The following is a 24,224-nucleotide window of genomic DNA, read 5'->3' as shown; positions in this document are numbered from 1 at the left end:
CATCCGGCCAACACCGGCGGGTTCGCCCGGGCCACCAGGGCCGCCGCCTGCCGCCCCGGATCCGGCACGGGCGCCTCCGCCCTCGGGCCCAGGCCCGCGCTCAGCCGACCAGCTGCCGCGCACCCCGCGGGCCGCCGCCCTCCGAGCCCCATCGGGAGCACACCCGTGAACCCCACCACCAGCACGGCACCCCACCCGACCGCCACCCTCGCCGACCGCCTCCGATCCCGCCTCGTCACCGCCCGTGACGGCCCCACCCGGCCGCCCGGCCGCCCGGACACCGACGGCGTCGCCTCCGATCTCGACGCGCTCATCCCCACACGCGCCCCCCACCGATCGCACCCCGGTGCGGGGACGACCGACCGGCGACCGAGCAACCCCCGCACCAGCGCCCCGCCCTGCACCGTCCGCGCGAAACCGGAGGCACGGCGATGACACCGCACACCGTTGCGGCATCCCACCCCGCGACCACCCTCGTCGACCGGGTCCGCTCCCGCCTCGCCACCACCGGCGGCGAGCTCACCCAGGCGGCCGTGGCCGCCGCCGTCCGCGCCGAGTCCAACGGCGTCGCCTCCGACCTCGACGTCCTGACCGCCCTGCGGGTCCTGCGCCAGGAGTTCGTCGGGGCGGGCCCGCTCGACCAGCTGCTGCGCGACCCGCGCACCACCGACGTCCTCGTCTGCGGGCCGACCGCGGTGTGGGTCGACCGGGGCGCGGGGCTCGAACGCACCCCGATCCGGTTCCCCGACGACGCCGCGGTGCGCCGCCTCGCCCAACGCCTCGCCATCGCCGCGGGACGGCGCCTCGACGACGCCAGCCCCTACGTCGACGGCTGGGTGGCCGACGCGGGCGTGCGGCTGCACGCCGTGCTGCCGCCGGTCAGCGCCGACGGCACCTGCCTGTCGCTGCGCGTCCTGCGCCCCGCCGCGCACGACCTGGCCGGGCTGCGCGCGTCGGGCACGTTCGACGAAACCGGCGAGGCGCTGCTGCGGGCGGTGCTCGCGGCGCGGCTGGCGTTCGTCGTGTCCGGCGGCACCGGCAGCGGGAAGACCACGCTGCTCGCGGCCCTGCTCGCGGCCGTCGACCCGCGGGAGCGGATCGTCTGTGTCGAGGACGCCGAGGAGCTGCGGCCCCGCCACCCCCACGTGGTGCGGCTCGTCGCCCGGCCCGCGAACATCGAGGGCGCCGGCGGGGTCGGCCTCCGCGACCTGGTGCGGCAGGCCCTGCGCATGCGACCCGACCGGCTGGTCGTCGGCGAGGTGCGCGGCGGCGAGGTCTGCGATCTGCTCGCCGCGCTCAACACCGGCCACGACGGCGGCGCCGGCACCGTCCACGCCAACTCCGCGCACGAGGTGCCCGCCCGGATGGAGGCGCTCGCCGCCACGGGCGGCCTCGCGCGCGACGCGCTCCACAGCCAGCTCGCCGCCGCGGTCCAGGTCGTGCTGCACGTGAAGCGGCTTCCGTCGGGGTCGCGCGTGCTCGACACCGTCGCGGTGCTCGGCCGCGATCACGAGGCCGGCCACGCCGTCACCGTCCGCCCCGTCTGGACGCGTGCCCACGGCTGGACCGCCGACCGCCCGGCCCTCGACGCCCTGCTCACGCAGCGCGAGGTGGCCCTGCCGTGACCCGCGTCGCCCCGCCGCACCGCACACGGGATCACCGCGCCGCACGACGCGGCCACCCACCGCCGCGCGAAGGCCGCGCCCCGGGCTCGAACGGCGCCACCACGGGCATCGTCGCTGCCCGCTCCAGCCACGCGCACCCGACCGGACCACCGACCACCACCCAGCCCGTCGCCCCGCTCCCGAAACGCGAGGTCGATCGACGTGAACACCACAACCGTCGCCTGCGCCGCCTTCGCCGCCGCCGTCGCGTGCCTCCCACCGCCGCCCGCGGTGGCGCGGTTCGCGGCGCTGTGGCCGCCTCCCGCGCGCCGGGTCCGCATCGCCCGGCCCGCCGTGATCGGACCCGTCCTCGTCGGCGGGGTCGGCGGCGCCGTCCTCGCCGGGGTGGGCGGTGCGATCGCCGGCGTGGTCGCCACCTGCCTGATCCGGCAGCGGCGGGTGGCCCGCCGCGCGGCGCACGACCGGGCGACCGCCGCCGAGCAGCTGGCCGCCGCCGTCGCCCGCATCACCGACGAGCTGCGCGCCGGCAGCCACCCGGCCGCGGCGCTCGCCGGCACCGAGGCCGACGGCCCGCACGCCCGTGCCGTGCTCGCACCGGCCGCGGTCGCTGCGCGGCTCGGCGACGGGATCGTGCCCGCGCTGCGCCGCGGCGCGGCGGGGCGGCCCGACATCGGGCCGGACGTGGAACGGATCGCCACGGCCTGGGCCCTCGCGGACCGGCACGGCATCCCGCTCGCCGACCTGCTCGGCCGCGCCCACGAGGACATCCGCTGGCGGGTGCGGTTCGCGGCCACCGTGCGGGCGCAGCTCGCCGGGCCGCGCGCCACCGCAGGCGTCCTCACCACGCTGCCGGTGCTCGGCATCGGGCTCGGGCAGCTCGTCGGAGCCGACCCGATCGGCGTCCTGCGCGGCAGCCCGCTCGGACAGGTCCTGCTCGTCATCGGCGTGGCGCTGCTGGCGGCGGGCAGCACGTGGTCGGAGCGGATCATCGGCTCGGCGGTGCCCCGATGACGGGCTCGACGCCGGCCACGAGCGGTCAGACCGCCGCGCTCGTGCTGATCGCCGCCGCCCTGCTCGTCGCCGGCGCCCGGCACGGCCGGCTCCGGCTGCGCGCGCTGCACGACCCGCCGGCACAGCCGCCCCCGCAGCCCCCACCGCTCCGCCCCGCGTGGGTGGCGGTCGGCGCTGCGGCCGCCGCCGCGATCGGAGGGGCGGCGGGCGGGGTGGCGGGAGGCCTGCTGCTCGCCGCACTCACCACGGCCGCCGGGGTCCTCGCCGTGCGTCGCGCGCGGCCCGACCCGGCGCTCGCCTCCGAGCCGGACACCGACCTCGCGGCGGCGTGGGAGCTGCTCGCCGTGTGCCTGGAGGCGGGCCTGCCGGTCGCGTTGGCGGTCGCGGCGGCCGCCGAGGCGCTGCGCGGCGGGGTCGGGGCGCAGCTGCGCCGCACCGCAGGCCTGCTCGAGCTCGGCGCCGACCCGGAGAGCGCGTGGCTCGCCGCGGAGCAGCTGCCCGCCCTCGCCACGTTCGCCCGCGCCGCGGGCCGGTCCGCGAGCACCGGATCCGCGCTGGCGCCGCTCGCCCGCGCCGAGGCCGAGCGGACCCGGGCGGGCCTGCTCGACGCCGCGCAGGCCAAGGCGCAGCGGGCCGCCGTGCTGATCACGGCGCCGCTCGGCCTCTGCTTCCTCCCGGCCTTCCTGGTCCTCGGCATCGCCCCGGTCGTCGTCGGCCTCGCCGGCGAGGTACTCACCCAGTGGTGAGCAACATCACAACACGGATGAAGAGGAGAGAACCATGATCCAGACCCGCCTCACCCGCGGTGCCCTCCTGCCGGCCAGGCTGCGCCGGCTCGGCCGGGACGACCACGGGATGAGCACCGTGGAGTACGCGATCGGCACCGTCGCGGCCGCGGCCTTCGGGGCGCTGCTCTACACGGTGGTCACCGGCGACTCCATCCTCACGGCGCTCACCGACCTCGTCCGCCGCGCGCTGACGGTCGACTTCTGATGGGCGCCCGGGCTCCAGCCGGTGCCGCGCGGCGCCGGTGCGGGTCGGCGGACGACCGCGACCGAGGAGCCGTCACCGTCGAGGCTGCGCTCGCGGTGTGCAGCCTCGCGGTGTTCCTCGTCATGGCCGTCGGCGCCATCGCCGCGGCGGGCGGATCCATCCGCTGCGTCGACGCGGCCCGCGAGCTCGCCCGCCTCGCCGCCCGCGGCGAGGCCGAGCGGGGCCGCGCGGTCGCCGCCCGGCTCGCCCCCACCGGCGCCGACCTGACGCTGAGCACCGAGGGCGACCTGGTCGTCGCCGAGGTGTCGGCCGAGGTCCTGCGCCCCTTCCCGGTGCGGGTCGGGAGCCGGGCGGTCGCCGCCGTCGAGCCCGGGACGGCCCCGCCGTGAGCGAGCGGGACGGCGGGCGCGAGCGCGGCAGCGCCACGGTCTGGGCCGCCGTGGGCATCGCGGCGATCACGACGGTCCTCGTCGTCGGGCTGCACTTCGGCGCCGCGGTCATCGCCCGCCACCGCGCCGAGGCGGCGGCCGACCTCGCCGCGCTCGCCGCCGCCGGCGCCGCCGTCGAAGGAGCGGAGGCCGCCTGCGAGCGGGCCGAGCGCGTGGTGGAGGCGATGGGCGCGACCCTCGCCGCCTGCCACCTGGACGGGTGGGACGCCCTCGTCGAGGCGCACGCACCGGTCGCGATCGCAGTACCCGGCGTCGACACCGCCTCCGGCCGCGCCCGCGCGGGCCCGGTCACCCCTACCGATCCCGGAACGGAGCCATCGTGAACGAACGCGAGGATCGCCCCCGAAGGGCGGCGTGCGGCCCCGGCGGTTCAGCGGCGGTCGGACTCGTCGAAGCGGATGAGCCCACGGATGGTGGTGCCGGCCAGCATGTCCGCGTACCCGCCGTTGACCTCATCGAGCCGGTACTCCTTGGTCACCAGCTCCTCGAGCGGGTACCGGCCCTCCTTGTCGAGGTCGAGGATCCGCGGGATGTCCGTGCGCGGGTTGCACCCGCGAAAGACCGTGCCCCTGATCTGCTTCTCCAGCATCGCCGGCCAGAACGGTTTCAGCGCGACCGCGTCCATGCTCACCCTCCCGAGGCAGGCCGGCACCACGACGCCGCCCTTCGCGGTGAGGGTGAGCGCCTCCTGGACGATCTCGGGCTGCAGCTCGCCGACGGCGACGACGACCTCGTCAGCCCGCACCCCCCACGTCAGCTCGCGGACCGGCTCGGCGGCCGCGGCCATCCTGGGGAACCAGTGGGTCGCACCGAACCGCTTCGACAGGCCCTCCTTGACCGGCGACGGGTCGACGACGATCACCCGGGCGGCGCCCGCCGTCGCCGCGCCCCACACGGCGTTGGCGCCGACGCCGCCGCAGCCGACCACGACGACGGTCTCACCCGGGTACGGATCCGCACCGCCTGCGACTCGTGCACCGTGATGTCCGGCGAGAAGGTGCCGAGCAGCGACATCGGCGCGGCGCCCCGGCCCCCGACCGTGGTCCGGTGCGTGCCGTCGGCGATCGCGACACCGCCCATGATCCGGGCGCCGACGTCGCAGAGGTTCGACCGGCCGCGGGCGCACCACGCGCACCGCCCGCACGCGGGGATGTACGCCGCGACCACGTGGTCGCCCTCCTCGAGCTCCGATCGCCCAGGGCTCACCGGGACCCCAGCAGATCGCTCCCGTGGTCCTCACGGGACCTCCTCACCTCCACCGGGAGGCGCCCACGTCCGGGGCGGAGCCGGTCACGCCGTGGTCTCGCCCGACCGGGCGGGGTCGGGCAGGGGAGCGCATCGAGGCCCGTGTCGACGGAGGCGGCACACCGCGGTGCCGTGGACGGGTTCGCAGACCGTGCCGGCCTGGCCGCACCCGGTCGCTCCGGTGCACGCCACCGGCCCATCCTTCTCGCCGGGCGGGCACACGGACCGCGCTCGGCGGAGCAACCGTGCCCGTGCCACCTCAACCGGCTCGGCGCCCGCACCGGACGCGAGCCCAGCCGTGCCCGCGACGAACCGCAGCGCGCCACCGAGCGCACCAACGCGCCATCAGCCGCTCGGGGCCCGCATCGATGGCAGAGCGGCGAACCCCACGACGAGCGGTAGGTCCCCGTGGGCGGGCGGGCCCGCGTGGCGGCCAATCGCGCAACCCACGCCATCGCGCCGCCGCCCGACGACTCGGCGCACCACGGGAACGCTCGTCGTCGCATCCGGACCGATCAGCGACCCGGACTGGAAACGGCGCGCCGTGGCGCGCCTACTGGATGCCGTGCCCGGCCGGGTCCGCCCGGTCGGTCGACTCGAAAAGCCGCTCCCCAGACTGCGGTGGGGCCGGAACGTCGGAACCGACGCCCACCCCACTCCCGGCCCACCGCGCGACGACCGTCGCCGGCCGGCCCGGCCCCCGACGCGGCCGGCCGGCGGCGGTCTACCTCGAGGCCGCGCCCACCGGTCCGGGCCGTCCCGGCGGGACGGCGGTCGGCGCGGGCGGCTCCCCCAGCGCGTCGAGCACCACGTCCAGCACCGCGATCGCCCCCGACTTGTCCAGCGGGGCGTTGCCGTTGCCGCACTTGGGCGACTGCACGCAGGACGGGCAGCCGGCGCGGCACTCGCAGTCGGCGATCGCGGCGCGGGTGGCGGCGAGCCACCGACCGAGGACCGCGTGACCGCGCTCGGCGAAGCCCGCGCCGCCCGGGTGGCCGTCGTGCACGAACACGGTCGGCCGGCCGGTGTGCGGGTGCAGCGCGGTGGACATGCCCCCGACGTCCCACCGGTCGCAGATCGCGAAGAGCGGCAGCAGGCCGATCGCGGCGTGCTCGGCGGCGTGGAGGGCGCCGGGGATGCGCCGCGGCGGCACCCCGGCCGCCACGAGCGCCTCCTCGTCGAGGTCGTACCAGACGCCGCGCGTGGGCAGCACCTGCTCCGGCAGGTCGAGCGGGGTGGTGGACAGCACGGTGCCGTCCGGGGTGCGGCGCAGGTACTCGACCACGCGGGAGGTCACCGTCACCTCGCCGAACGACACCCGCACCGGGCCGAGGTCGCGGTGCTCGAGCACGCGCGCCACCTCGACGTCGGCGGTGGACCGCGCGTCGGTGCGGAACCCGGGGTCGGCGGGTGCCACCACCGCCACGCCGGCGTCGAGGTCCAGCTCCTGCACGAGGTAGGTCTCGCCGCGGTGCAGGTACACCGCGCCGGGGTGCACGGTCGCGGGGGCGGACGCGCCGTCCACGGTGCCGAGCATCCGGCCGGTGTCGGCCTCCACCACGGCCACCTGGCCCAGCCCCGAGCCCCTGATGTCGACCGAGCCCGCGGGGCGTTCCCGCGTGGACGGCCAGTACCACCCGGTGGGCCTGCGGCGCAGCACCCCGTCGGCCACCAGCTCGTCGAGCACGGCGGCGGCCTGCTCCCCGCCGAACACGTCGCGCACGTCCGCCTCGGTGAGCGGCAGCTCGGCGGCGGCGCAGGCCAGCTGCGGACCGAGGATGTAGGGGTTCGCCGGGTCGAGCACGCAGCCCTCCACCGGGGTGCCCAGGAGGGCCTCCGGATGGTGCACGAGGTAGGTGTCCATCGGGTCGTCGCGAGCCACGAGCACCACGAGCGCCTCCTCGCGGGCCCGCCCGGCGCGGCCGGACTGCTGCCAGAACGACGCCCGCGTGCCCGGGAAGCCCGCCACCACCACCGCGTCGAGCCCGGCGATGTCCACCCCGAGCTCGAGCGCGTTGGTGGTGGCCATGCCGACCAGCTCCCCATCGGCCAGCGCGGCCTCGAGCGCGCGCCGGTCCTCGGGCAGGTAGCCGCCGCGGTAGGCGGACACGCGGGACGGGAGCTCCGGGTCGACCTCGCCGAGCAGGCGCTGCGCGGTGAGCGCGGTGACCTCGGCGCCGCGGCGGGACCGCACGAACACCAAGGTGCGCGCGCCCTCGAGCACCAGGTCCGCGAGCATCCGCGCGGCCTCGGTGCCCGCGGGGCGGCGCACCGGGGCGCCGTTCTCGCCCGTGAGCTCCGGCAGCAGGGGCGGCTCCCACAGCGCGACGGTGCGCCCGGCCGCGGGCGAGCCGTCCTCGGTGACGGCAACCACCTCCCGCCCCGTGAGCCGCGAGGCGAACCCGGCCGGCTCGGCCACCGTGGCGGAGGCGAGCACCACCGTCGGGCGCGAGCCGTAGCGCGCGCACACCCGCAGCAGCCTGCGCAGGAGCAGCGCCACGTGCGAGCCGAACACGCCGCGGTAGGTGTGGCACTCGTCGACCACCACGAACTGCAGCCTGCGCAGGAACACCGCCCACTGGCCGTGCCGCGGCAGGAGCGCGCGGTGCAGCATGTCGGGGTTGCTGAACACCCAGCGGCCGTGCCTGCGGGCCCACTCGCGCGCATCGGGCGGGGTGTCGCCGTCGAACGGGGCGGGCCGGACGTCGGGCACGGCCAGCGCGTCGAGGGCCCGCAGCTGATCGGCCGCGAGCGCCTTGGTCGGGGACAGGTAGAGCGCGGTGGCCTTGGGGTCCTGGGCGAACCGCGCGAGCACCGGCAGCTGGTAGGCCAGCGACTTGCCCGACGCGGTGCCGGTGGCCACGACCACGTCGCGGCGCGCCCAGGCCAGCTCGGCCGCTTCGGCCTGGTGCGTCCACGGCGCCGCCACCCCTTGGCGCCGGAACGCCTCGCGCAGCGCGGTGGGCACCCAGCCGGGCCAGTCCGCGGTGCGGCCGGGCCGGGGCGGGAGGCGCACGGCGTGGCGCAGCGGTCCGGCCTCGCCCGCGGGCGCCGCGCACCCGGCGAGCACGCGGCGCAGCAGCACCTCGCCCCGTCCCTGCGGTTCGCCGTCACCCACGGTGTCCGAGGTTGGCACACGACACCGACACCTCACCCGCCCGGCACCGGGGTTCCGCCGGCGATCACGGGGCCGTGAGGGGCCTCACTGCGGGGTGTCGTGGGCCACACACTTAGACTGCACACGCCTGTACCGCGCCCACGTGGGGCGACGGGTTTCTCCAAGACGCCAGGGTTGCCGTCCGTGTTCCCTGGCCCGTTCGTAAGTGACCAGGAGGACGGATGTCCGTGTCCACCCTCGCCGCGAGCGATCTGACGCTCGCGGGGGGCGACTACGCCATCGTCGGCGTGGTCGCGGTGGTCGCGCTCGCCGCCCTGGCCATCGGCTTCGTCCTGCTCCGGGAGGTTCTCGCTGCCGGCGAGGGCACTTCCAAGATGCAGGACATCGGTCGAGCGGTCCAGGAAGGCGCCGCGGCGTACCTCAACCGCCAGTTCCGCACGCTCGGCATCTTCGTCGTGGTCGTGTTCGTGCTGCTCTTCGCGCTGCCGGGCGACATCGGCGAGCGCGTGGGGCGGTCGATCTTCTTCGTCATCGGCGCCGTGTTCTCGGCCACGATCGGCTACCTCGGCATGTGGCTCGCCACGCGCGCCAACATCAGGGTCGCCGCGGCCTCCAACGAGGGTGGCGGCCGCGAGAAGGCGATGCGCATCGCGTTCCGCACCGGTGGCGTGGTCGGCATGTTCACCGTCGGCCTCGGCCTGTTCGGCGCCGCGGTGGTCGTGCTCGTCTACACCGGCCAGGCGCCGAAGGTGCTCGAGGGCTTCGGCTTCGGTGCTGCGCTGCTCGCGATGTTCATGCGTGTCGGCGGCGGCATCTTCACCAAGGCCGCCGACGTGGGCGCCGACCTCGTCGGCAAGGTCGAGCAGGGCATCCCCGAGGACGACCCCCGCAACGCCGCCACCATCGCCGACAACGTCGGCGACAACGTCGGTGACTGCGCGGGCATGGCCGCTGACCTGTTCGAGTCCTACGCGGTCACCCTCGTCGCGGCCCTGATCCTCGGGACCGCGGCCTTCGGCCAGCAGGGCCTGCTGTTCCCGCTGATCGTCCCGGCCATCGGCGTGCTCACCGCGGTCGTCGGCGTGTACATCACCCGGGCCCGGGAGGGCCAGGGCGGCCTCACGGCCATCAACCGCAGCTTCTACATCTCCGCCGTCATCTCCGGCGTGCTGTGCGTGATCGCCGCGTTCGTCTACCTGCCCTCGAGCTTCGCCGACCTGGTCAACCCGGGCGACGCGGGCGTCGTGGACGACATGGCCGGGGCCAACCCGCAGCTGATCGCCGCGGCCGCGGTGCTCATCGGCATCGTGCTCGCCGGCGTGATCCTGTGGCTCACCGGCTACTTCACCGGCACCGAGCACAAGCCGGTCAAGACGGTCGGCGAGTCCTCGCTCACCGGCTCCGCGACCGTCATCCTCGCCGGTATCTCCATCGGCTTCGAGTCGGCGGTGTACACGGCGCTGGTCATCAGCGGCGCGGTGTTCGCGGCGTTCGCGCTGGCCACCGGCTCGATCACGGTGGCGCTGTTCGCCGTGGCGCTGGCCGGCACCGGCCTGCTCACCACGGTCGGCGTCATCGTCGCGATGGACACCTTCGGCCCGGTCTCGGACAACGCGCAGGGCATCGCCGAGATGTCCGGCGACGTCGAGGGCGAGGGGGTCAACATCCTCACCGAGCTCGACGCGGTGGGCAACACCACCAAGGCCATCACGAAGGGCATCGCCATCGCGACGGCCGTGCTCGCCGCCACCGCGCTGTTCGGGTCGTACCGCGACGCGATCACGCAGGCGCTCGAGGACGCGGGCGTCACGCTCGCCGACGCGGGCACCGCGTTCGCCTACGAGGTGTTCGCCCCGAACACCCTCGTCGGCGTCGTCATCGGCGCGTCCGTGGTGTTCATGTTCTCCGGGCTCGCGATCAACGCCGTGACGCGGGCGGCGGGCGCGATCGTGTTCGAGGTCCGCAGGCAGTTCCGCGAGAACCCCGGGATCATGGAGGGCACTGCCCGCCCCGAGTACGGGCGCGTCGTGGACATCTGCACCCGCGACTCGCTGCGGGAGCTGGCCACCCCCGGCCTGCTCGCGATCTTCGCGCCGATCGCCGTCGGCTTCGGCCTCGGCGTCGGCCCGCTGGCCGGTTACCTCGCCGGCGCCATCGCCTGCGGCACGCTCATGGCCATCTTCCTGGCCAACTCCGGTGGGGCGTGGGACAACGGCAAGAAGCTGGTCGAGGACGGCCACCACGGCGGCAAGGGCTCCGACGCCCACGCGGCCACCGTCATCGGCGACACCGTCGGCGACCCGTTCAAGGACACGGCCGGTCCGGCCATCAACCCGCTGATCAAGGTCATGAACCTGGTCTCGGTGCTGATCGCCCCGGCCGTCGTGACGTTCTCGGTGGGCGACTCGGCCTCCACGCCGGTCCGCGTGCTCATCGCGCTCGTCGCGGCCGCGATCATCGTCGCGGCGGTCGTGATGTCGAAGCGCCGGTCGACGGCCATCGCCGGCACGCCGGCGGAAAGCACGGTCAGCTGACCGAACCTTCCCGACACAGGGGCCGTTCACCCGTACGGGTGGACGGCCTCTGTCGTTGATAAGGGCAAGCGCCAGCCCCGGGAGGAACCCATGAGGACGCGCAGGATCAGCTGTACCGTCGCCGCGCTCGCGGCGTTGGCCGTCGCCTGCGGCGGCCCGGCCGGACCGAGCGAGGAGGCGGTGGCCTGGACCAACCGGGTGTGCGACGCGCTCTCCGGGTTCACCCGGGCCGCCACCACCGGCCCGCAGATCGATCCCGCCGACCCGGTGGCCGCGGTGCAGGAGCTCGACCGCTACCTCGCGGCGACGTCCGAGGAGCTGCAACGGTCGCTGACCGCGCTCGGCGCCGTCGGCGGCTCACCGGTGGACGGCGGCGACGCCTACGTCGCCCGCCTCGAGGAGGCGCTGCGGGGCATCCGCAGCGGCTTCGACACGGCGCGGGAGCAACTCGCCGCGGTCGACGTGAGCAACGCCGAGCAGCTCGCGACGGCCGTACCGGGCGCCATGGCGCCGCTGCAGGAGCTGCGCAACCTGCCCTCGCCCACCGAGGGGCTGCGCGACACCGAGGAGCTCGGGGCGGCCAGCGAGCAGGCGGAGCAGTGCCGCGCGCTGCGCTCGAGCGCCGCCCAGGGTGGCTGACCCGGGATCGCGGAGGGCCCGTGCGGGGCGGATCGACCTTGCGGGCACACTGTCGAGCGACCGTGTCCCCACACGCCGGGAGCAGCCGCATGCCCCGTTCCACCCCGCCCGCCCTGGTCCTTCCGGCCGTCGTGGCCCTGGCCCTGAGCGGCGGGTGCACGACCTCCGTGCAGGGATCCGCCTCCGCCGACAGCGCTGCGGTCGAGCAGGTCGCCGTGGCGTGGGTGGACCAGATCTGCGGGTCGCTGCTGCCGTACGTCAAGGCGGCCATCTCGCCGCCGAAGCCGGCCGCGGCCCCGGACGCGGCCACCCTCGTCCGGGAGCTGAGGGACTGGCTCAGCGAGTCCGAGCGGAGCGCGGGGTCGGCGATCGACGGCATGGAGGCGGCCGGGCCCGCGCCGGTCGATGGCGGCGACGAGGTCGTGCGCAAGCTGCGCAGCAGCCTGGAGACGATGCAGGCGTCGTTCCGGGACGCGCGGACCCGCATCGAGCGGGTCGACATCACCGACCGGCAGCAGCTGCAGCGCGAGGTGCCGGCCGCTGTCGAGTCGGTGGAACGGCTCGCGAGCACGTCGAGCCCGATGGCCGACCTGCAGCTCAACCCCGAGCTGGCCCGGGCGGGCAAGGAGGCGGCCGGCTGCAAGCAGATCGCACGTGAGGTCGGGGGTTGATGGCATGACCCGCTCGTTCCGGCGAGGGCCTGCGCTGATCGGGATGCTGGCCGCGGCGGCGGTGCTCGCCGCGGGGTGCACGACCACCGTCGGTGGTTCCCCGGCGCCCGACCCGGCCCCCGCGCCGACCGAGGGCCCGGGCAGCGATCCGGTCGCGTGGGCCGACCGCGTCTGCCAGGCGGTGTTGAGCTTCGCCGTCCCCGCGACGTCGGCCCCCGACTTCTCGCGGACGGCCGACCTGTCCGCCGTCCAGCGGACGATCAGCTCCTACCTCGACACCGTCATCAGCGGGGCGCAGCAGGGCAGGTCCCAGCTCGCCGAGGTGGGCAGGGCACCCGACGCGAGCGGCGACGAGGCGGCGAAGCGGGCGCAGGACGCGCTGAGCGCGCTCGAGGAGGACTTCGGCGGGGTCAAGGCCACCGTGGAGCGGATGAACCCCGACGACCCCTCCTCCTTCATGTCTGCGCTGGCGGAGGTGGAGTCGACGGTGTCCGAGGTGTCCCCGCCCAACCCGTTCGGCGATCTCGCGTCGGCGCCCCGGCTGTACCGGGCGGCGGAGCGTTCGCCGCAGTGCCAGCGGCTGTCCGCGCTGGCCGACGCGCCCCGGTAGATCGGCGTGCCCGGTACCACCGATCGAACGGGTGTTCTACTCTGCGCGTCGTGTCGCAGCTGTCGATGTTCTCCGCGGAGGCGCGGCCGCCACATGTGAACGACCTGGCCGGACTGCTGTGCGGCCCCGGGCAGATCGTCCGGTTCGGAGCCGGGGACCAGGCCCGCCTCTCGATCGTCCTGCCCGATCCCACCCGCGCGCCCGCGGTCAGCGCCGCCTGCGCCGCCACCGGCGTGCCCGTCACGGCCGTCCGCACCGAGTCCGGGGGGCTGGCGCTGCGCACGGCGTTCCGGTGCGATCTCGTCGGCCTGGCGAAGGCGTGGACGCGCGGATCGACGAAATGCGTCCCGGAGGGATGGCAACTCGACGGTCCGGCGTTACGCATGTGGGCGCTGGCTGCAGGCAGGCCGGACGGGAGGGGCGGCTACCTCTTGGGGCTCGACCCGCACGCCCCCGAGACGCACCTCCCGCTCATCGCGGCGGCCACGCGGGCGGGCCTCCCACCTGCTCGCGTGGGCTCGGAACCGGCGCTGCGGATCAGCGGAACGCGCCGCGTCGCGCGGCTGGTCGAGCTCGTCGGACCGGTCCCCCCGGGGGCCGCGACGGCGGAGTGGCCGAGGTACTGGGGTAGAACTGCGTCTTGACGGAGTGGTTACGCTCTCGCGGTCGCAGGTCGGCAGCACGTCGGTCCCTTCGCGGTTCCGCAGCTGAATGTGACGAGCGTGACACAGCGAGTGGGTGCGCGGACGCGGGGTTCCGGCGAATGCCGGTTCCACCGCCACGCATACTCGGTGTCCCGGCCCCCGTGCAGCCGGCGCGTGGGGTACGGGGGCGGCCGGTGGGCATGCCGACGCGAGAGAGGCGCTCGCCGGCAGTCCGTAGACGATGGAGTAGGACCAGGTGGCAACCGGAACGACGAGTGCGAAGGCCGCGACCTCGAAGGCCGCGGGCGGCCGTAAGGGCGGCGGCAGCCGGGGTACCGGCGCCTCCACCGGCACCGGGAACGGGCGGCCGACGCGACGGTTGGTGATCGTCGAGTCCGGCACGAAGGCCAAGAAGATCCAGCAGTACCTCGGCCGCGACTACGTGGTCGAGGCGTCGATGGGGCACATCCGCGACCTGCCGCGCGGAGCCGCCGACGTCCCGGCGAAGTACAAGGGCGAGCCGTGGGCCCGCATCGGCGTCGACGTCGACAACCAGTTCACGCCGCTGTACATCATCACGCCCGAGAAGAAGGGCAAGGTGGCCGAGCTCAAGGACGCGGTGAAGTCCGTCGACGAGATCCTGCTCGCCACCGACCCCGACCGCGAGGGCGAGGCCATCGCCTGGCACCTGCTCGAGACGCTCAAGCCGAAGGTCCCGGTCCGCCGGATGGTCTTCCACGAGATCAGCGAGCCGGCGATCCGCGCGGCCGTGGAGAACCTGCGCGACCTCGACCACCACCTGGTCGACGCGCAGGAGACCCGCCGCATCCTCGACCGCCTCTACGGCTACGAGGTCTCCCCCGTGCTGTGGAAGAAGGTCATGCCGAAGCTGTCGGCGGGCCGGGTCCAGTCGGTGGCCACGCGGATCATCGTCCAGCGCGAGCGGGAGCGCATGGCGTTCGTCCCGGCCACCTACTGGGACATCGCCGCGCAGCTGGACGCGGGCCCGGACGCGTCGCCGCGGCAGTTCCCCGCGCGGCTGGTCGCCGTCGACGGCGTCCGCGTCGCCACCGGCCGCGACTTCGGGCCCGACGGCAAGCTCAAGGGCACGGGGCGCAAGGACGCCGCCCGGCCGCTGGACGAGGCGAGCGCGCGCCGGCTGGCGGAGGCGCTCGAGGGCCGCGACCTCGTCGTCGAGTCGGTCGAGGCGAAGCCCTACACGCGCAAGCCGTACCCGCCGTTCATGACGTCCACGCTGCAGCAGGAGGCCGGCCGCAAGCTGCGGTTCTCGGCCGACCGCACCATGCGCGCCGCGCAGCGGCTCTACGAGAACGGCTACATCACCTACCTGCGCACCGACTCCACGACGCTGTCGGACACGGCCATCCAGGCCGCCCGCACCCAGGCCCGCGAGCTGTACGGCGACGAGTACGTGTCGCCGCAGCCGCGGCAGTACACGCGGAAGGTCAAGAACGCACAGGAGGCCCACGAGGCGATCCGGCCCGCGGGCGAGGTCTTCCGCACCCCCGGCGAGATCGCCGGTGAGGTGGAGGGCGACGACTTCCGGCTCTACGAGCTCATCTGGCAGCGCACGGTGGCCTCCCAGATGGCCGACGCGCGCGGCACCACGGTGAGCGTGCGGATCTCCGGGACGGCCGCCACGGGCGAGGAGGTCACCTTCGCCGCGTCCGGGCGGACCATCACGTTCCCCGGCTTCCTGAAGGCCTACGTCGAGACGCTCGACGAGGGCAGCGAGGGCCAGGCCGACGATGCCGAGTCGCGGCTGCCCGAGCTGGTGAAGGGCCAGCCGCTCACCGCCGCCGAGCTCACCCCGGAGGGCCACACCACCAACCCGCCCGCCCGCTACACCGAGCCGAGCCTGGTCAAGGCGCTCGAGGACCTCGGCATCGGGCGGCCGTCGACGTACGCAGCGATCATCAAGACGATCCAGGACCGCGGCTACGTGTGGAAGAAGGGACAGGCCCTCGTGCCGTCCTGGGTCGCGTTCGCCGTGGTGGGGTTGTTGGAGCACCACTTCGGGCGGCTCGTCGACTACGACTTCACCGCCGCGATGGAGGACGAGCTCGACGCCATCGCGCAGGGCACACAGCAGCGCACCGCGTGGCTGTCGGGCTTCTACTTCGGCGCGGAGCACGGCTCCGAGGACTCGGTCGCCCGCTCGGGTGGCCTGAAGAAGCTCGTCGGCGTCAACCTCGAGGAGATCGACGCCCGCGAGATCAACTCGGTGCCGGTGTTCGACGACGTCGTGGTGCGCGTCGGCCGGTACGGGCCGTACCTGGAGCGGGTGCGCGACGGGGTGTCGCAGCGGGCCAACTTGCCCGACGACCTCCCGCCCGACGAGCTCACCCCCGAGGTCGCCGAACAGCTGTTCTCGGTGCCGCAGGAGGGGCGCTCGCTGGGCGTCGACCCGGTCACCGGGCACGAGATCGTCGTGAAGGAGGGCCGCTACGGGCCCTACGTCACCGAGATCCTCCCGGACAGCGAGCCGGCCGCCGAGAGCGACGGCAACGGCAAGAAGAAGGCCGCGAAGCCCAAGCCGCGCACCAGCTCGCTGCTGAAGTCGATGTCCGCCGACTCGGTGACGCTCGAGGACGCGCTGAAGCTGCTCTCGCTGCCCCGGCTGGTCGGGGTCGACCCGGAGAGCGGTGAGGAGATCACCGCCCAGAACGGCCGCTACGGGCCCTACCTGAAGAAGGGCTCCGATTCCCGGTCGCTCGCCAACGAGGAGCAGCTGTTCACGATCCCGCTCGACGAGGCGCTGGAGCTGTACAAGCAGCCCAAGCAGCGGGGCAGGCGCACCGCGGCCGCCACCCCGCCGCTGCGCGAGCTCGGCAAGGACCCGGTCACCGGCAAGCAGATGGTGATCAAGGACGGCCGGTTCGGCCCGTACGTCACCGACGGCGAGACGAACGCGTCCCTGCGCAAGGGCGACGAGGTCGAGAAGATCACCGACGAGCGGGCGGCCGAGCTGCTCGCCGAGCGGCGCGCGAAGGCGGGCACCACGAAGAAGGCGCCCGCGCGCAAGAAGGCGACCACCCGCAAGAAGGCGGAGGCCGCGAGCTGACGGCGCCGCACCGCGGAGCGGTCGCCCGGCGACGGCCCCGGGTGCGGCCCGGGTTCAGCCGAGCAGCGCGCGCACCGCGTTCGCGATGCGCTTGCCGTCGGCGCGCCCGGCGGCAGCCGCGGTGGCGCGCTTCATGACCTGCCCCATCTGCCGGGGTCCCGGTCGCTCGCCCAGCTCGGCGGCCGTCTCCTCGACCGCGGCGCGGGCGATCTCGGCCAGCTCGTCGTCCGACAGCTGGGCGGGCAGGTAGCGGGCCAGCACCTCGCCCTCGGCGCGCTCCTGCGCCGCGAGCTCCTCGCGGCCGGCGCTCGCGAACGCCTCCGCGGACTCGGCCCGCTTCTTGGCCTCCTTCCGGATGATCGCGAGCACCTCGTCGTCGCTGAGCTCCCGCGCCTCGTCCCCGGCGACCTCGGCGTTGCCGATGGCCGTCAGCGTCATCCTCAGGGTGGCTTTGACCAGCTCGTCCTTGGACTTCATGGCCGCGGTCAGGTCCGCCCGCAGCCGCTCCTTGAGAGTGCTCACGGGAGCGCACGCTAATGCACGGCCCGCCCAACGTACCCTGCAGTCGTGAACAGCTGGGCTCGGCTCGCGCTCGGCGCGACGACAACCGGTGCGGCCACGCTCGCGTACTCGGCGGGAGTCGAGCGCCGCTGGTGGACCCTGCGGCAGAGCACGCTGCCGGTGCTCGCCGCCGGGGCGCGGCCGCTGCGGGTGCTGCACATCTCGGACCTGCACCTCACGCCCCGCCAGCGCAGCAAGCAGCGCTGGGTGGCCCGGCTGGCCGAGCTCGAGCCCGACCTCGTCGTCAACACCGGCGACAACCTCGCCCACCCGCGCGCCGTGCCGGCCGCGATCGCCGCACTGGGCCCGCTGCTCGACTTCCCCGGGCTGTTCGTGTTCGGCAGCAACGATTACTTCGGGCCCACGCCCAAGAACCCCGCCCGCTACCTGGTGAAGAGCTCCCGGCGCAGCCACGGGGAGCCGCTGCCGTGGCGGGATCTGCGCGCCGCGCTCGTCGAGCGGGGCTGGCACGACGCCACCCACGCACGCGTCGACCTCACCGTGGCCGGGCTCGAGGTCGCCGCGGCCGGCGTGGACGACCCGCACCTGGGGCTCGACCGCTACGACCGCGTGGCGGGCCGCCGCGAGGGCACGGTTGCGCTGCGCCTCGGGCTCACCCACTCCCCCGAGCCGCGCGTCCTCGACCGGTTCGCCGCCGACGGCTACGACCTCGTGCTCGCCGGCCACACGCACGGCGGCCAGCTGCGCATCCCCGGCATCGGCGCGCTCGTCACGAACTGCGGGCTGGACCGGTCCCGGGCCCGCGGCGCGTCCCGGTGGGGCGCGCACATGTGGCTGCACGTGTCGGCCGGGCTCGGCACGTCGCCGTTCGCCCCGGTGCGGTTCGCCTGCCCGCCGGAGGCCACGCTGCTCACCCTCGTGCCCCGGCCGGCGGCCGCGGAGGCGGCCATGACCACCCCCGCGTCGGCGCCTGCGGACGTCCGTTAGACTCGTCCCCGGCCCACGGGCCATCGGGGTGTGGCGCAGCTTGGTAGCGCGCTTCGTTCGGGACGAAGAGGTCGCAGGTTCAAATCCTGTCACCCCGACATCGCGAAAGCCCTGGTCAGGAACTCGACGATTGGTGCCTGATCGGGGCTTTCGGCGTTCCCGGGGCGACCGCGACCCCGCTGAACCGCGACGGCGAGGGCGGGTTCCTCGCCGTCGGCGGTGGCGCCCCGATCCACCCCTTCGCCGAGTCGGTGCGGGCGCACCGGGATGCGTGCTCGACGCCGGATCGGAACCGACGATCGACGATGCGGCGTGATTTCCATCACTTGATCTGCACGTCCGCCGGCAATACCGTGCTGTCTTGGCGCAGTGGATTTCGAATCCGTACGCGATACGCTCGCCGCATTCCCCGACACCCTGATCATCGAGGCCGGCGGCGACGTCTACGCCGTCTACGACCCGGACCACGACTACGAGGAGCGGCCCCGCAACGGCTGGGCCACCGTCGTCACGTCCGACGCCCACGACTCGGCGTCCGACCTCGACCGGCCCGGGGTGTACCGGCTCAACCTCGGGCTGCCGCGCGACCGCTTCCGCGAGGTGGTCGACCCGGCGGCCGAGCACGACCCGACCGCGCTCGACACCCTGTTCCCGCACCCGGTCTACGGCCGGCTGAACTGGGTGAGCGTGCTCAACCCCGACCGGACGTGGCCCCTTGCCCGGCAGCTGCTCGCCGACGCGCACGCGTTCGCGGTGCGCAAGCACGCGAACGCCGCCCGCCGACGCGCCCGCTGATCTCCTGCACCGCACCCGGGCAGCGCACAGGGTTGCCCGGTGCGGTGGCATCGACCCCCGGTGCTGGAGGTGTGCCTCACCGTCCTGATCACCGCCGTGATGTTCGGGGCGGCCCTGTAGTCACCGGACGTCCCGGCACGGCCGCTCGACGCCGTCTTCGTCGTCGCCGTGGTCGCGATCGGCCTGTGGGCGCTGCTGGTGCGCCGGGCGCCGCGCACCGCCCTGATCGGGGGTACGGCGAGCTTCTTCGCCGCGCTGGCGCTCGACGTGCCCGCGTTCTCGCCCGCGCTCGCCCTGGGGATCCCGGTCTTCGCCGTGGCCCGCGCCGGGCGGCTGTGTGGGGCGTCGCGGTCATCGGCGTGATCGCGGCGACCGGGCTGCCGTTCCGCCTGCTCGCACCCGGCGCCGAACCCCTGGTCCGGGTCGTCGTCGACACCCTGTTCGACGTCTCGCTGCTGGCCGTCCTGCTGCTGCTCGGCGAGACGCTGCGCAGCCGGGCGGCGGTGCGGGAGGAGGCCGAGCTGCGGCTGCGGCTCGCCGAACAGGAGCGGCGGCAGCGGGTCACCGAGGAGCGGTTGCGCATCGCGGGATCTGCACGACGTGCTGGCCAACTCGATCACGGTGGTGCGGATCCACGCCGGCGTGGCCGCCGAGAAGGACCTGGCGCACGTCGACGCGCGCGGCTGGGAGCTGCCGTCGCCGTGCGCCGGGTGGACCGTCCACGACGTGGTGGCGCACCTCGTGGACGGCGCCCGGACCACGCGGCCGGGGTTCCTGGCCGGGCTCGCCGCGGCCGGGTTCGACTTCGACCGGCTCAACGCCCGCGGGGTGGCGCGCGAGCGCGGGGCGTCGCCGCGCGACACCCTCGACCGGCTGCGCCGGGTGGCGGCGCGGACCTCGGGCCCGCCCCGGCTGGTCGAGGAGGTGGTGCACGGCGAGGACGTCCGGCGGCCGCTGGGCATCGCGCGCTCCTACCCGCTGGAGGCGGTCGTGCGGGCGCTGCGGCTCCAGGTCCGCACCCCGGTCTCCTTCGGCGGGGCGAAGGAACCGGCGGCCGGGGTGCGGCTCGTCGCCGTGGACGCCGACGCGCCCATCGGCGAGGGTCCCGAGGTCGCCGGCACCGCGCTGGCGCTGCTGCTGGCCGTCTGCGGCCGCCCGGTGGCGGACGACGAGCTCCACGGGCCGGGGAGGGCGACGCTCGTGCGCGTGTCGTGAGCCCGGTGGGTTGACACGTGGACGAGCATCGATGGCCGAGGAGGCGCGGCGTGGCCGGCATCGACATCGAGCTGCTTCCCGAGCTGACCCGCCGTCGGGCGCTCGTCGGCTGGATGCTGGCCGCGTTCCTGGTCACGTTCCTCGCCACCAGGGCGATCACACGGGCGATCCGGACCGGCCGCGGGCCGTTCCGGAACGCGCACGTCGGCGGCGTGCACGTGCACCACCAGGTCTACGGGATCTTCCTCATCCTGGGCGCCGGGACGGCCGAGTTCACCTACCGCCCCGAGGCGCCGTGGTCGGACGTGCTGGCCGTCCTGTTCGGCACCGGCGCGGCGCTCACCCTCGACGAGTTCGCGCTCTGGCTGCACCTGCAGGACGTGTACTGGCAGCGGGAGGGCCGCAGCTCGGTCGACGCGGTGCTGGTCGCGCTGATCGTCGGGGCGCTGCTCCTGGTGGGGGTGAACCCGTTCGGCGACGACGCCGAGGGCGGCGCGCTCGCCACCGCGATCGGGGTCGTCGGGAACCTGGTGTTCGCGCTCGTCGCGATCCTCAAGGGCCGGCCGGTGCTGGGGGTGGTGGGCGTGTTCGTCCCGTTCGTGGCGCTGGTCGCGGCCCTGCGGCTGGCCCGCCCCTCCTCGCCGTGGGCGCGTCGCCGCTACGACGAGCGCCGGATGGCCCGGGCCCGCCGCCGCTTCCCCGCCGGGCGCCGCACGCGCTGGGACCGGCTGGTCGACCTCTTCGCAGGGGCACCCGCGGCCGAGGGGCCGGACGCGCCGCCGCGCTAGCCGACCGCCCGCGAGCTGCCGGCCAACGTCGCCGAGCACGCCGCCGCGGGCAAAGTGACGGTCGGGCAACCGGGCGCGGCTCACCGTGACCGACGACGGCACCGGCATCTCCGACGACGGGCTGGGGCGGAGCCTGCGCGCGGGCCACATCGGGTTTCTGTCGCACGCGGTGCAGCTCGTCGAGGAGGCCGCGCACCCAGGCCAGCTCGGCCTCGCGCACGGCCGGCTCGTACTCGGTCTCGACGAGGAACAGGCGCGGGACGTCACCGGACCCCTCCAGCGCCGCCCTGGTCGCCGCGACCGCACGCTCCAGCTGCGCGATCCGGGACCCCAATGCCGACGCCGCCGCCTCGGGCGGGAGCACCGCGAGCATGGACAGCCCCGCCTTGAACCGGGGGTGCTCCGGCACCGCCGTGGCCACCAGCTCGTGGTTCCAGTCCCGCAGCTCGGCGCGGCCCGCGTCGGTGATGCGGTAGACCGTGCGCTCGGGCCGAGCGCCCTCCCGCCCGCTGCCCGCGACCTCGATGAACCCGTGCGTGACCAGGTTGCGGACCACCGTGTACAGCGAGCCCCACTCGACGTCCAGGTCGGCGTCCTCGCCCCTGGCCCGGATGAGCGACGCCATCTCGTAGGGGTGCATGGGCCGCTCGACGACCGTGCCCAGCACGTCGCTGACCACCGCCGTCACCCGGGAACCCGCCCGGAAACGCCGCCGCGGCGGCGGCGCCGAGGTCGTCCCGCGCGGCATCGGCCGGGGACGCCCCCCGGCACGCCCGTCGCCGGCGCCCCCGCGGTGGACGGCGGTGACGCTGCCGAGCACCGCGACCCGACCGCGCCGCCCAGCTGCGGCGCGGTCGAGGAGATCGCAGGACCGGGCGAACCCGCGGATCCGCCGAGGCCGACCGGCGGCGACGTTGCTACCGTCGGGTGCGATCAGCACTTCCCCGCGCGGAGGAACGGCACATGGACAAGCCCTACGACTGGGTGTTCGACTACTGGACGGTCACGATCTTCCTCCCCGCCGTCCTGCTGCTGATCGTGGCGCTCGCGGTGATCACCCGGATCACGGACAAGAAGTCGGAGCGGAAGTAGCCGCACGGGGTTCGCGCGCGAGCACGGCGATCGCGAGCGCCGCGACCACCAGCCCCGCGCTCACCCACAGCGGTGCGCCCAGCCCCGCACCCACCCCGATCGCCACGCCCCCGACCCACGGCCCCACCGCGGCCCCGACGTTCAGCGACGCCGTCGCGAAGCTGCCCGCGAGGTTCGGCGCGTCCGCGGCCGCGTAGAGCACGCGGGCGATCAGCGTGCTGCCGACCGCGAACGAGAGCGTCCCCACGACCGGCACGAGGACGAGCGCGGCCACCGCGCCGCCGGTGAGGGCGAACCCGGCCCAGCCCGCGGCGAGCAGCACCCCGCCACCGGCGACGACCGGTCCCGGCCGGGTGTCGGACCAGCGGCCGGCGAGCCGGACCCCGAGGAACGCCCCGGCGCCGAACAGCGCGAGCATCGCCGGGACCCACTCGTCGCCGATCCTCGAGACGCCGGTGAGCACCGGGGCGAGGTAGGTGAACGAGCAGAACGTCGCGCCGTTGACCAACGCCCCGAGCAGCAGCAGGACCTGCAGCCGCGGGCGCCGCAGCACGCGCAGCTCCCCGCGGGCGCTCGGCGGGATCGCCGCCGGGCGGGCGTGCGGCACCGCGACCAGCACCGCGACGAGGGCCGGCAGGCAGAGGAGGGCGACGACCCAGAAGGCCGAGCGCCACCCCCACAGGCTCCCGAGGGCGGCCCCGCCGGGGACGCCCGCCACGCAGGCGAGGGTGGTGCCGGCGAGCAGCACCGCGAGGGCGCGCCCCTTGGCATCGGGGGCGACGAGGTCGGTCACCGTAGCCAGCGCGACGGCGAGGAAGCCGGCGTTGGCCAGGGCGCCGACCACCCGGGTGCCGACGAGCACCGCGAAGCTGCCGGTCACGGCCGCGACGACGTGCGCGAGGACGAAGGCCACGAGGAAGGCGGCGAGTGCGGTCCGGCGCGGCCAGCGCATGGCCAGCAGCGCCACCAACGGGGCACCGACGGCCATGCCGACCGCGAACGCCGAGGTCAACAGCCCGGCGGCGGGGAGGGAGACGGACAGTTCCGAGGCGACGTCCGGCACGAGGCCGGCCACCATGAACTCGGACGTCCCTTGGGCGAACACCGCGGTCCCGAGCAGGGGGACGACCGGCGGCAGGGGTTGTCTGGGCACGACGCGCTCCGAGGCGATGTCGACGGGTCGGGAAGGAAGCCGGACCGGTCGAACGGCGCGGACGTGCAGGAAAAGGGGGAAGGAACCGCCCCAGGAGGGGAGGACCACCGATCGACCGGTGGTCAGGCTCTGGACGCCTCGGGGCTCGACATGATCACGACCTTAGCGCCCTGCGGCCGCGCGGGGCCAGCGGAATACTGCGCCGCATGGAACAGGGCGAGATGGAGCGACCGCCGCTGACGCTGACCGCCACCGTGCTCGACGCGCCGGACCCCCGCGCCCTCGCGGCGTTCTACCGGCACCTGTTCGGCTGGCCCGTGGTGCAGGACGACCCCACGTGGGTCACGCTCCGCCCTCCCGGCGGCGGGCCGGGGCTGTCGTTCCAGCTGGAGGAGCGCTACGAGCGCCCGACCTGGCCCGCGCAGGAGCGGCGCCAGCAGATGCAGCTGCACCTCGACATCGAGGTCGAGGACCTCGACCAGGCGGTCGCCCACGCGGAAGCGGCCGGCGCCGCGCTCGCGGAGTTCCAGCCCCAGGAGCACGTGCGGGTCATGCTGGACCCGGTCGGCCACCCGTTCTGCTTCTTCGTGAACGCCTGACTCAGGGCTCGCGCCGCGGCCGCCCGATCCCCGCGACGTAGAGCACCAGCAGCACGATCCCGGGCGGCACCGCCACCCACACCCACCACGGGTACACGTAGCTGCCGGTGGTCAGGCCGATCAGGCCCCACACCGCGAGGTTCACCGCGGCGAGGCTGCTCCAGATGATCGTGAGCACCCGCATCGCGACACCGCCGCCGGTGTCGGAGAACACGCCTCGGCGCGCCGACCCGGTCGGGGGCGCGGGCAGATCGGCGGTGATGCGGTCCAGCTCGCCGCGGGTGCGGGCGGACCAGACCGACTTGACGCGGTCGTCGAACTCGCCGAGGTCGAGCTGCCCGATGTCGTGGGCCAGGCGGAGCCGCTCCTGCACCGCGCGGCGCTCCGCGTCCGAGATGCGCATGTCCTCGGGGCGCACCGGCTCGGTCACGCGCAGATCATGGCAGACC

General features: G+C 75.1%; 26 protein-coding genes, 1 tRNA gene and 1 pseudogene. 20 read left to right on the top strand and 8 right to left on the bottom strand.

All coding sequences use genetic code 11. The features are described from left to right. The coding region (locus VKZ81_RS28820; protein ID WP_324244866.1) for a hypothetical protein at nt 1-206 on the bottom strand (206 nt) is incomplete at its 3' end. Between the two features lie 225 nt (nt 207-431). On the opposite strand from VKZ81_RS28820, the gene VKZ81_RS28815 reads away from it, so the two are divergent. From VKZ81_RS28815 to VKZ81_RS28790, 6 genes are all read left to right on the top strand, one after another. Further along, nucleotides 432-1,625 (top strand): TadA family conjugal transfer-associated ATPase, encoded by a 1,194-nt coding sequence (locus tag VKZ81_RS28815; protein ID WP_324244865.1) that lies wholly within the window; start codon nt 432-434, stop codon nt 1,623-1,625. 201 nt (nt 1,626-1,826) lie between these two features. Beyond that, the gene (locus VKZ81_RS28810) at nt 1,827-2,636 is read left to right on the top strand and encodes a type II secretion system F family protein (protein ID WP_324244864.1); all 810 of its coding nucleotides are present in this window, start codon (nt 1,827-1,829) and stop codon (nt 2,634-2,636) included. After that, nucleotides 2,633-3,382: a type II secretion system F family protein gene (locus VKZ81_RS28805; protein WP_324244863.1), complete on the top strand. Its 750-nt coding sequence runs from the start codon at nt 2,633-2,635 to the stop codon at nt 3,380-3,382. Before VKZ81_RS28810 ends, VKZ81_RS28805 begins: the two co-directional genes overlap by 4 nt. Nucleotides 3,383-3,416: 34 nt before the next feature. After that, entirely contained in the window at nt 3,417-3,629 is a 213-nt protein-coding gene (locus tag VKZ81_RS28800) for a DUF4244 domain-containing protein (protein WP_324244862.1), read from the top strand. Beyond that, complete coding sequence (locus VKZ81_RS28795) at nt 3,629-4,018, top strand: TadE family type IV pilus minor pilin (RefSeq protein ID WP_324244861.1); 390 nt, start codon at nt 3,629-3,631, stop codon at nt 4,016-4,018. The genes VKZ81_RS28800 and VKZ81_RS28795 overlap by 1 nt, the downstream gene beginning before the upstream one ends. Continuing rightward, the gene (locus VKZ81_RS28790; RefSeq protein WP_324244860.1) at nt 4,015-4,401 is read left to right on the top strand and encodes an Rv3654c family TadE-like protein; all 387 of its coding nucleotides are present in this window, start codon (nt 4,015-4,017) and stop codon (nt 4,399-4,401) included. Before VKZ81_RS28795 ends, VKZ81_RS28790 begins: the two co-directional genes overlap by 4 nt. A gap of 47 nt (nt 4,402-4,448) precedes the next feature. Here the strand turns inward: VKZ81_RS28790 and VKZ81_RS28785 are convergent, their stop codons facing one another. The 3 genes from VKZ81_RS28785 to VKZ81_RS28780 form a co-directional block, all read right to left on the bottom strand. Next, on the bottom strand, nt 4,449-5,006 hold the full coding sequence (locus VKZ81_RS28785; RefSeq protein WP_324244859.1) for a zinc-binding dehydrogenase: 558 nt from the start codon (nt 5,004-5,006) through the stop codon (nt 4,449-4,451). Beyond that, entirely contained in the window at nt 4,937-5,284 is a 348-nt protein-coding gene (locus VKZ81_RS35270; protein ID WP_414709497.1) for an alcohol dehydrogenase catalytic domain-containing protein, read from the bottom strand. Before VKZ81_RS35270 ends, VKZ81_RS28785 begins: the two co-directional genes overlap by 70 nt. A 763-nt stretch (nt 5,285-6,047) precedes the next feature. Continuing rightward, nucleotides 6,048-8,441 carry a DEAD/DEAH box helicase gene (locus VKZ81_RS28780; protein WP_324244858.1) on the bottom strand — a complete coding sequence of 798 codons (2,394 nt, stop codon included), beginning with the start codon at nt 8,439-8,441 and terminating at the stop codon, nt 6,048-6,050. A 221-nt stretch (nt 8,442-8,662) separates the two neighbouring features. On the opposite strand from VKZ81_RS28780, the gene VKZ81_RS28775 reads away from it, so the two are divergent. From VKZ81_RS28775 to topA, 6 genes are all read left to right on the top strand, one after another. Then, nucleotides 8,663-10,975: a sodium-translocating pyrophosphatase gene (locus VKZ81_RS28775; protein ID WP_324244857.1), complete on the top strand. Its 2,313-nt coding sequence runs from the start codon at nt 8,663-8,665 to the stop codon at nt 10,973-10,975. Nucleotides 10,976-11,065: 90 nt separating this feature from the next. Continuing rightward, complete coding sequence (locus VKZ81_RS28770) at nt 11,066-11,614, top strand: hypothetical protein (protein WP_324244856.1); 549 nt, start codon at nt 11,066-11,068, stop codon at nt 11,612-11,614. 89 nt (nt 11,615-11,703) lie between these two features. After that, entirely contained in the window at nt 11,704-12,285 is a 582-nt protein-coding gene (locus VKZ81_RS28765; protein WP_324244855.1) for a hypothetical protein, read from the top strand. A 4-nt stretch (nt 12,286-12,289) separates the two neighbouring features. Beyond that, entirely contained in the window at nt 12,290-12,895 is a 606-nt protein-coding gene (locus VKZ81_RS28760) for a hypothetical protein (RefSeq protein ID WP_324244854.1), read from the top strand. 50 nt (nt 12,896-12,945) lie between these two features. Then, nucleotides 12,946-13,539, top strand: a complete 594-nt coding sequence (locus VKZ81_RS28755; RefSeq protein WP_324244853.1) for a hypothetical protein — start codon at nt 12,946-12,948, stop codon at nt 13,537-13,539. A gap of 382 nt (nt 13,540-13,921) precedes the next feature. Beyond that, entirely contained in the window at nt 13,922-16,624 is a 2,703-nt protein-coding gene (topA, locus tag VKZ81_RS28750; RefSeq protein WP_324244852.1) for a type I DNA topoisomerase, read from the top strand. Nucleotides 16,625-16,678: 54 nt separating this feature from the next. On the opposite strand, the gene VKZ81_RS28745 is transcribed toward topA, so the two are convergent. Next, on the bottom strand, nt 16,679-17,146 hold the full coding sequence (locus tag VKZ81_RS28745) for a GatB/YqeY domain-containing protein (protein ID WP_324244851.1): 468 nt from the start codon (nt 17,144-17,146) through the stop codon (nt 16,679-16,681). Nucleotides 17,147-17,191: 45 nt separating this feature from the next. Here VKZ81_RS28745 and VKZ81_RS28740 point away from each other — a divergent pair, with 45 nt between their 5' ends. The 6 genes from VKZ81_RS28740 (at nt 17,192) to VKZ81_RS28715 (ending at nt 20,931) form a co-directional block, all read left to right on the top strand. Continuing rightward, nucleotides 17,192-18,133 carry a metallophosphoesterase gene (locus VKZ81_RS28740; RefSeq protein WP_324244850.1) on the top strand — a complete coding sequence of 314 codons (942 nt, stop codon included), beginning with the start codon at nt 17,192-17,194 and terminating at the stop codon, nt 18,131-18,133. Nucleotides 18,134-18,157: 24 nt separating this feature from the next. Next, nucleotides 18,158-18,231, top strand: a tRNA-Pro gene (locus VKZ81_RS28735). A 271-nt stretch (nt 18,232-18,502) separates the two neighbouring features. Then, nucleotides 18,503-18,928 carry a DUF6194 family protein gene (locus tag VKZ81_RS28730; RefSeq protein ID WP_324244849.1) on the top strand — a complete coding sequence of 142 codons (426 nt, stop codon included), beginning with the start codon at nt 18,503-18,505 and terminating at the stop codon, nt 18,926-18,928. 168 nt (nt 18,929-19,096) lie between these two features. Beyond that, nucleotides 19,097-19,291, top strand: a complete 195-nt coding sequence (locus tag VKZ81_RS28725) for a hypothetical protein (protein ID WP_324244848.1) — start codon at nt 19,097-19,099, stop codon at nt 19,289-19,291. A gap of 237 nt (nt 19,292-19,528) precedes the next feature. Beyond that, complete coding sequence (locus VKZ81_RS28720) at nt 19,529-20,143, top strand: maleylpyruvate isomerase family mycothiol-dependent enzyme (RefSeq protein ID WP_324244847.1); 615 nt, start codon at nt 19,529-19,531, stop codon at nt 20,141-20,143. Between the two features lie 50 nt (nt 20,144-20,193). Continuing rightward, complete coding sequence (locus tag VKZ81_RS28715; protein WP_324244846.1) at nt 20,194-20,931, top strand: hypothetical protein; 738 nt, start codon at nt 20,194-20,196, stop codon at nt 20,929-20,931. 451 nt (nt 20,932-21,382) lie between these two features. Here VKZ81_RS28715 and VKZ81_RS35265 read toward each other — a convergent pair. After that, nucleotides 21,383-21,679: pseudogene (locus VKZ81_RS35265) on the bottom strand (PadR family transcriptional regulator); the annotation flags it as partial. Nucleotides 21,680-21,894: 215 nt separating this feature from the next. On the opposite strand from VKZ81_RS35265, the gene VKZ81_RS28710 reads away from it, so the two are divergent. Beyond that, a complete protein-coding gene (locus VKZ81_RS28710) occupies nt 21,895-22,023 on the top strand; it encodes a hypothetical protein (RefSeq protein ID WP_324244845.1) in 129 nt (42 codons plus the stop codon). Here VKZ81_RS28710 and VKZ81_RS28705 read toward each other — a convergent pair. Then, nucleotides 21,995-23,161 carry a Cmx/CmrA family chloramphenicol efflux MFS transporter gene (locus VKZ81_RS28705; RefSeq protein WP_324244868.1) on the bottom strand — a complete coding sequence of 389 codons (1,167 nt, stop codon included), beginning with the start codon at nt 23,159-23,161 and terminating at the stop codon, nt 21,995-21,997. The genes VKZ81_RS28710 and VKZ81_RS28705 overlap by 29 nt on opposite strands. Nucleotides 23,162-23,382: 221 nt before the next feature. Between VKZ81_RS28705 and VKZ81_RS28700 the strand changes: the two genes are divergently transcribed. Continuing rightward, nucleotides 23,383-23,775, top strand: coding sequence for a VOC family protein (locus tag VKZ81_RS28700; protein ID WP_414709494.1), 393 nt, complete (start codon nt 23,383-23,385; stop codon nt 23,773-23,775). A gap of 1 nt (nt 23,776) precedes the next feature. On the opposite strand, the gene VKZ81_RS28695 is transcribed toward VKZ81_RS28700, so the two are convergent. Then, entirely contained in the window at nt 23,777-24,205 is a 429-nt protein-coding gene (locus VKZ81_RS28695; protein WP_324244844.1) for a DUF1707 SHOCT-like domain-containing protein, read from the bottom strand. Nucleotides 24,206-24,224 lie beyond the last annotated feature (19 nt).

The sequence above is a fragment of the Pseudonocardia sp. genome, assembly GCF_035305885.1.
Lineage (GTDB): Bacteria > Actinomycetota > Actinomycetes > Mycobacteriales > Pseudonocardiaceae > Pseudonocardia.
This window is presented reverse-complemented; position numbering and strand designations above follow the sequence as displayed.